This window comes from Lawsonibacter sp. OA9, assembly GCF_022440585.1.
On record NZ_JAKNTI010000009.1, the window covers coordinates 1 to 8,291 of the forward strand.

Genomic DNA, 8,291 nt, shown 5'->3' on the forward strand with positions numbered 1-8,291 from the left:
ACGCTGAAATATCCGCAAAAATATGGCACGATTTATCTAACTCCCCTGGAAATTTTCAGTTAAAATAGTATTGACAACCATTCTGAATGATAAACGCATCGAAAAACATTACAAAGAATGCCGCCGGGTTGGCGGCGGAGCGGGGATTACATTATGAAGCAGATTAAAATTGGAGCATGTGACTGGGGACTTCCGGGTGCGGGGCTGTATGCCGCTGCAATTGCTGCCTCCGTTGGGCTGGAGGCATTGTCTTTGCGAATCGGATTATATGAAAATGATTATCCGCTGACACAGCCTGAAATGCAAAAAATCTACCTGGAAGAACAACAAAGATATGGTATTGAATACTGTGCGATCGCGTTGAATGATTTTGATCATATTCCAATGCATGCGCGTAAAGGCACCAGGGAGTATGATATTGTGTGGGATTTGCTGAGGCGTGCTGTCGTTACGGCGAGCGTACTCGGCGTTCGGATCATTCAGGTACCGGGATTTGGAAAAAGTGAAGTGAAGACAGAAGAAGATATGGAACACAGTGCGGCGGCTTTTCGGTACTTATGTGATACTGCAGGCGAATATGGGATCGGCGTCGCGAGTGAAAATCTGATGAACCCGGAGGAATTTAAAACATTTTATGAATGTGTGAAGCGGGATAACTTTTATCTTTACTATGACAGTCAGAATTACCATCTGTTTCGTGGATACCGTCAGACGGATATCCTGAATGAACTGTATCCGTATATGTGCGATCAGCTGCATGTAAAAGACGGATTGAATGCCATGAGCGGTATGATACTGGGTAAGGGGGATTCGGGATTCGATGAAACCATGAAGTGGCTTGGGCTGAATGATTATACGGGCTATATCCTGCTGGAGAATTATTATGATCAGCTTCCGCTGCGTTTAAATGCGGGAAATCCATTTGAGCTGTTGCGTGAGGATATTACGGTCTTGAAACATTCGATAAGAAACAGCTGGGCGGGGGGGATTAACTATGAAGCTTAATTATGGAATGATCGGTGGCGGTAATGGAGCCTTTATCGGTGATGTACACAGAAGAGGAGCCTTTCTGGGCGGATACGCGGATCTGACGTGCGGCTGTTTTACAAGAAACCCGGAGAAAAACAGGGAGGCGGCAGAGCAGTGGGGTGTGCCGGACAAGACACGTGTGTATGCAAACTATGTAGAAATGGCGGAAGGGGAGGCGGAGAGGGAAGACGGCATTGACTTTGTTTCCGTCACAACACCAAATGATACGCATTATGTGATTGCAAAAACCTTTTTAGAGCACGGAATTCATGTGATCTGTGATAAACCGGTGACTTCGACGGTGGAGCAGGCCAAAGATCTGCAGCGGATCGCCAGGGAAAGAAATCTTTGCTTCGGGGTGACGTATTCCTACTTTGGTTATGCTATGGTTCATCAGGCACGGGAAATCATTGATTCGGGAAAAATTGGTGAAATCGTATATGTCACAACGGAGTATCCACAGGACTGGCTGCTTTTAAATCTGCGGGATGAGGAAGCCAGGAAAAAGATGTGGAGAATCGACCCGGAACGTGCGAACGGTTCTCTTTGTACTGTGGATATCGGTACGCATCTGGAGGCGTTGCTGCACGCGGCGACCGGACTGGAAATCAGAAAAGTACTCGCGAGATTTGATTATACGGTGGATGGACTTCCTCTTGAGACGAACAGCAATGTAATGCTGCAGCTGAGTAACGGAGCTTCCGGAAGTCTCTGGTCATCCATTGTGGCTGTGGGACATGATGCAGATGTGAGAATCCGTATCTATGGAACAGAAGGAAGCCTGGAATGGTATCATGGGAAAGCTGGCCTGCTGAAGCTGGCACGCCTTGGGGAGCCTGTGCAGTATCTGACGATGAACCGGGACTATAATGCCGGTGAGAGCCTGTCTATGTCTCATCTGCCGGCAGGACACCCGGAAGGCTACTATGAAGCATTTGGAAATATTTATGAATTGTTCTGCAAGGACGTCATCGCGCGTAAAAACGGGGCATCGGGCAGGCAGTATACGTATCCCGATATTGAGTATGGTATTCAGGGCGTGCGTTTTGTGGACGCTTGCTTAGAAAGCAATGCAAACGGAAATGTCTGGGTAGAGCTGTGAAGCGACATGAGTGAAAGATTAAAACGGGGGACAGGGGCCGGATAATGGGCCGGCTGTCCCCTGCTTATGTACCGCATCCTAATCAGACAACTCATCTGATGGGTCCCGCAGAGTGTATTTTTTTCGGTAAGACAGCGGTGAAAGTCCTACATATTTTTTGAATTGAACATTAAAGTGACTTAAGTTGTCAAAACCAACCATGGACGCGATCTCTGTAATTGATTTCTGTGACATGATCAGCAGCGACTGTGCCTCTCCGATCCGGCGCCTCACGATATAATGAATCGGGGAATAGCCCAGTTTCCGTTTGAACAGGTGTGACAGATAAGACGGGCTGATAAAGAACTGGTCACTGATCTTCTGGAGTGTCAGGTCTTCAGAATAGTTTTCATCAATATACTGTTTAATGTCCTTTAGCAGAGGATCTTCTTTTGAATGCTCGGTATTTGGCTGTCCGTACTGTTTGAATGCATAGATCAACAGGGAAAGAAGCGCCTGTGTCAAGTACTGATTCGTTTCCTGCTGTTCCTCACTGTCGAAAGCGACGGAGTCAAAAATTGTCTGGAAGATTGCATCCATGAGGACGAAATGTTTCTCGACTTTCAGGACGGGTTTGATATCTGCTGAAATCAGATGATTTTCAGGAAGTCCTTCCAGCTGCAGGTTGTCAATGGCTATAGAGAGCATGGAAAGTTCACGATTATACTGAGGGACTTCGTCGTGCAGGACACCGGCATTGCAAATGATGATATTGCCTGCTTTTACGTCATAATATTCATCGTCCACAACGTAAGACCCCGATCCTGTTCTGATGAACAGAAGTTCCAGTCTGTCTTTGTGATTGTGCAGAATCCGGGAGTGCTGACTGAAACCGATGGTAATATGGCTGGCCGACAGAAGGCGCGGCATTTTCCCGTCTTTGAATGAAGGTGTAAAAGAATTTTTTGCAAAACATTGTATCATGACGTTCCATCCTTTCTGTGTCTTATATGGTCATTATATAGTATTGGATTTGTAAAATCCAGAAAAAATATCATAATTTTATGTTGCATGTTGAAACTGTTTGATTTAGAATAGTGTCGTATGTTGTAAAAAAAGGAGGAACTTATTTCATAATCTGAATTGGTAACTATTCAGGACGGCTTATCTTCTTGCATGACCTGTAGTCATGAACAGTTACCTTGATTTTTAAAACTGAATAGCGTAAATCATATGACGTTTGTAGGAAAGAGGGCATATGCCTCAAAAGGTTGAGGAGAATTATTATGAAGAGAGATATGATGAAAGTGGGTTTTGGAAAAAAACATTTAGCAAATGAGGATGATGAATACGCAGAGGTTTCATGGAAAGAAAAACTGTCTTTCTGCTTTGGAGACCCTGCATTAACTATAGTATACACGTTGACTACAACGTTATTGATTTATTATTACACAAATGTCATTGGGATTTCTGCCGGAATTGTCGGTATTATCATGCTGATTTCGCGTATATTTGATGGTTTTTCGGATTTTATCATGGGTATGATTATCGACCGCACGCATTCTGAATACGGTAAAGCCAGGATCTGGATCCTCAGACTTGCTGTTCCGTATGCGGTGATGGCAGTTCTGCTGTTTACAGTGCCCCCTGTGGGTGTTGTTGGTCAGACGATTTACATTTTTCTGACTTATAACCTGATGAATACCGTGATTTACACGGGAATCAGTCAGCCGTTCCATACACTTGGTTCCAATATGACCAGAAATCGAAATGAGCGCGAGACTATCTGCAATATCCGTATGGCACTGTCCATCACGGGAAGCATGATCATCACAGCTCTGACACTGCCGCTGATCAACAAAGTGGCCGCCCTGACCGGGAATGAGCAGATGGCGTGGATTCTGGTAACCGCAGCGTATGCAGTATTGTCAGTTTTGATCTTGTTTAACACATTTTCGAGCACGCGTGAGCGTGTACGCATTTCAGAAAAGACGGATGACAAGATATCTGCGGGCAGGGCGCTGAAGCTTCTGGTGAAGAACCGCTATTTCCTGATTTCACTGGGATTGATGCTGTTCTATACCGTTTATCAGATCATAATAGGGACAGATCTCACCTATTACTGTCAGTACATTCTTGGAAATGTTGATCTGGTAATGCCGATCTCGCTTGCAGAAAAGATTCCGATGGTTATTGTGATACTGTGTCTGCCGGTCCTGCTTCCAAGGTTTGGAAAGAGAAATCTGATCGTTGGCGGCTGCATACTGGGGATTATCGGGCAGCTTATCTTTATTGGCAATTATACGAGTGTGCCGCTTGCTATTATTACTGCCGCAATGCGCGGCGTTGGCATGTCATTCTTTTATGGCGTAAGCTTTTCACTCCCGAGTGACGCTATCGAATACGGTCAATGGAAGCTGGGAGCAAGGGTGGAAGGCCTTATGTTTGCGTCTATGTCAGTGGGTCAGAAGTTCGGCTCGGGAATCACGAGTGCCGTACTCGGTATGTATTTTGCGAAAGCCGGATATGATGGAACGATGGCGGTACAGGGAGCAGCAGCCAACGCGGCAATATCCAATGCCTATCTGTATGTGCCGATCGCCGTATGGGTTATTATGCTGGTGATCGCATGCTTCTACGGCCTCGATAAGAACTACAACCGCATGATGAGTGAGCTCGCTGAGCGGGAGGCGCAGGGGAGAATTTAGAAGGAAAAGAACATTCCCCGGGGATGTTATAATATGAAAGAAACACATTTTACATAAGCTGTCATATGAAGTAATTCAGTTTAAGACATTGGAATAAGTAGAAAAGGTCTGTCAAGGTCAGGAGTCTGGCCGGACAGACCTTTCCTTATATAGAAAAGAAATCAAAAAAGGGCAAAAAAAATCAAAAAAAGTCACAAACAATTATAAATGGTTACTGTTGGCATGTTGTAAAACATGCAGTAAAATTCACCATTTTTCGGCATGGCTGCTTGTGGAATTCAGCCAAATAAAGTGTTGACATGGAAAGGGGGACAGAATATAATATTAGTAGCGTACAACGATTGAAAATCGGAGTATTATCAGATAGAGGACAGGCGTGAAGCGCTAGGATTTGCGCCGGGTTTTGATGGTAATACAGTACGGATATTGTTGTAAATTATTTTAAGGAGGAAGTTTTTAAAATGGGAAAAGTTAAAGTTGGAGTAGCAGGTTATGGTACCATCGGACAGCGTCTTGCTGACGGTGTTGCACTTCAGGGCGATATGGAGCTGGTAGGTGTTGCAGATTTTGCGCCGACATTAGCTGTACGTGCACTGAAAGAAAAAGGTATGCCTTATGATTTATATCTGGTTGATGGTGCTGACAAAGCAGCTTTCGACAAATATAATATCCCGGTAGCCGGAAGCTTTAATGATTTAGTGGACAAAGTAGATATCATGCTTGACTCTTCACCGGCAGGTGTTGGAGCGAAAAACAAAGAGATCTATGCTGCAAAAGGTGTAAAAGCTATTTTCCAGGGCGGCGAGAAAAATGATGTTGCCGACGTTTTCTTCCATGGTTATGCTAACTTTGAAAAAGGTGTTAATAAAGATTACCTGAAACTGACATCCTGTAATACAACAGGTCTGATCCGTACTGTAGACTGTCTGGATCGTGCATACGGCATTGAGAAAGTTGCGATCACAATCGTACGCCGTGTTGCTGACCCGGGCGATTACAACCGTGGACTGACAAATGCGCTTCAGGTAGAAAAAGCTCCTACTCATCAGGCAGTTGACCTTATGACGATCATGCCGCACGTTGATGCGACAGGTATCCTCGTACATACACCGGTAACTCACGGACATTTCATCACTGTTGTGGCAACAGGTAAAGAAAAGATCACAAAAGAGATGGCGCTGGAGGCATTCGAGAAACATCCTCGTATCCGTGTCGTGACACTGGAAGAAGGATTTATGGGTAATGCATCATTCTTCAAATATGCCCGTGATCTCGGACACACAAGAGGCGATATGTATGAAATCGGTCTGTGGGCTGACAGTATCGTAGAGACTGGAAATGATATCATGTTCGGAATCCACATTCCGCAGGAATCTGTAACAATTCCGGAGACAATGGATGGTATCCGTGCAGCATGCGGAATGCAGGCAACACGTGAAGAAGGTACCGCAGAAACAAACAAATACCTGAACATCGGTGCTTTTAAAAACCTTTAATCAGAATAGTTTGAATTTGCGGGGGAAAATTGAATGCGTTTCGGAATAAAAACATTAGATGAATATGATTTAAAAGGGAAGACAGTGCTCTGCCGTGTTGATATGAACCAGCCGGTCGACAAAGAGACCAATACGCTGAAGAGTATCAATCGTATAAAGGCCTGCGTTCCTACAATTAAAGAGATGGTGGACAAGGGTGCAAAAGTTGTACTGATGGCTCACCAGGGAAGTGATATCGAGTATAAAAACTTTTATACCACGGAACCTCATGCAAAGGTTTTGACCGAACTATTAGGTCAGCAGGTCAAATTTATTGATGACGTATGCGGACCGGCTGCCCGCAAAGCAATTGCCGATTTGCAGGAAGGAGAGATCCTTCTGCTGGACAACGTTCGTTTTGTCTCGGAGGAACAGACGTTGTTTGAATTGAAACTGAATCTGTCTCATGAGGAGCAGGCGCAGACCCTTATGGTGCGCAAGCTTGCTCCTCTGGGTGATCTCTATGTGTGCGATGCATTTGCAGCTGCACATCGCGATCAGCCGTCGCTGTGCGGCTTTGAACAGGTAATGCCGTCGGCAATGGGAAGGCTGTTCGAGGAAGAATACTGTGCAGTTTCCCAGGTCATGGAAACACCGGAACGTCCATGCGTGTTTGTGCTGGGCGGAGCGAAGATTTCTGATGCGTTTATGATGATGGAGACTGTTCTCAGCCGTGGGATTGCTGACAAGGTGCTGACAGGCGGACTCGTGGCAAATATCCTGCTGGCAGCGGCAGGTGAAGAAATCGGTAAAGGCAGTATGGACTTTATCGTAAAGTCCAACTACGCGGACTGGATCGAGAAAGCAAAACCTCTTTATGAACAGTATAAAGATAAAATTGTGCTTCCATGCGATCTCGCTTACGTAGAAGGCGGAGAAAGAAAAGAAGCAGGTGTTGGTTCGATACCGGCTCATGCAGGGCTTGTGGATATCGGACATAGAGCATCCGATGAGTATCAGAAGATTATTCTCGGTGCGAAGACTGTATGCGTAAACGGACCCATGGGGATCTTTGAAGAAGAGATCACCGAGTACGGGACGAAAATGGTTTGGGAAGCTCTGGCAAAAACAGAGGGCTATACTCTGATTGGCGGCGGCGACAGCGTAACCGCCACAGAGAAATATGATCTGAAAGATCAGATGTCCTATATCTGTACGGCAGGAGGCGCATTGATCAGATTTCTTTCGGGAGAAGAACTTCCGGTTGTAAAGGCGCTGCGCTATGCTGCAAAAACATTTGCTTAGGAGAATAATATGAAGTTAGAATTTGGTTTTGGAACTACGGTTCAGACGGTGGAGCTACCGGACGAGAACGTCATGGATGTGCTGCACGCAAACCAGGTTGAACATGAACTGATGGGTGAAGAGGAAGTGCGTCGGGCACTTTCTCAGCCTGTTGGCGCCCCGCTTCTTTCCGAAGTGGTAAAACCGGGTGAGAAAATTGCGATTGTTACCAGTGATATCACACGTCCGATGCCCACATATGTTGTGATGCCTCCACTTTTGGATGCGTTGTATGATGTGGGGATCAAAAAAGAGGATATTACGCTGGTATTTGCGCTTGGAAGCCACAGAATGCATACTCCGGAGGAGATGAAGAAACTGGCTGGAGAGCGTGCATATGAAGAAATCACCTGTATAGACGGTGATGCCACAGACTGTGTACATATGGGAACTACTTCACATGGTACCCCGGTCGATGTTGTGCGTGTTGTTGCAGAGGCGGACAGAAGAATCTGTCTGGGTAATATCGAATACCATTATTTTGCCGGGTACAGCGGGGGAGCTAAAGCTATCATGCCGGGCGTTTCCACCCGTGATGCGATTCAGTCCAACCACAGTCAGATGGTAAAACCGGAGGCTTGTGCAGGAAAACTGGAAGGCAATCCGGTTCGTGAAGATATTGAGGAGGCCGGACAGATCTGCGGTATTGATTAT

Annotated in this window: 7 protein-coding genes; 6 read left to right on the forward strand and 1 reads right to left on the reverse strand. The window is 45.7% G+C overall.

What is annotated here, in order from left to right; all coding sequences use genetic code 11:
- Nucleotides 1-153 precede the first annotated feature (153 nt).
- Nucleotides 154-1,005, forward strand: a complete 852-nt coding sequence (locus MCG44_RS00335) for a sugar phosphate isomerase/epimerase family protein (protein WP_240286115.1) — start codon at nt 154-156, stop codon at nt 1,003-1,005.
- A complete protein-coding gene (locus MCG44_RS00340) occupies nt 995-2,131 on the forward strand; it encodes a Gfo/Idh/MocA family protein (protein ID WP_240286117.1) in 1,137 nt (378 codons plus the stop codon). The genes MCG44_RS00335 and MCG44_RS00340 overlap by 11 nt, the downstream gene beginning before the upstream one ends.
- A gap of 78 nt (nt 2,132-2,209) precedes the next feature.
- On the opposite strand, the gene MCG44_RS00345 is transcribed toward MCG44_RS00340, so the two are convergent.
- Entirely contained in the window at nt 2,210-3,094 is an 885-nt protein-coding gene (locus MCG44_RS00345) for an AraC family transcriptional regulator (protein ID WP_240286119.1), read from the reverse strand.
- A 302-nt stretch (nt 3,095-3,396) separates the two neighbouring features.
- Between MCG44_RS00345 and MCG44_RS00350 the strand changes: the two genes are divergently transcribed.
- The 4 genes from MCG44_RS00350 to MCG44_RS00365 all read left to right on the forward strand — a co-directional run.
- Complete coding sequence (locus MCG44_RS00350) at nt 3,397-4,818, forward strand: MFS transporter (RefSeq protein WP_240286121.1); 1,422 nt, start codon at nt 3,397-3,399, stop codon at nt 4,816-4,818.
- A 461-nt stretch (nt 4,819-5,279) separates the two neighbouring features.
- Nucleotides 5,280-6,314: a type II glyceraldehyde-3-phosphate dehydrogenase gene (locus MCG44_RS00355; protein WP_240286122.1), complete on the forward strand. Its 1,035-nt coding sequence runs from the start codon at nt 5,280-5,282 to the stop codon at nt 6,312-6,314.
- A gap of 33 nt (nt 6,315-6,347) precedes the next feature.
- Nucleotides 6,348-7,598, forward strand: a complete 1,251-nt coding sequence (locus MCG44_RS00360; protein WP_240286124.1) for a phosphoglycerate kinase — start codon at nt 6,348-6,350, stop codon at nt 7,596-7,598.
- 9 nt (nt 7,599-7,607) lie between these two features.
- A partial coding sequence (locus MCG44_RS00365; protein ID WP_240286126.1) for a lactate racemase domain-containing protein occupies nt 7,608-8,291 on the forward strand: 684 nt, incomplete at its 3' end.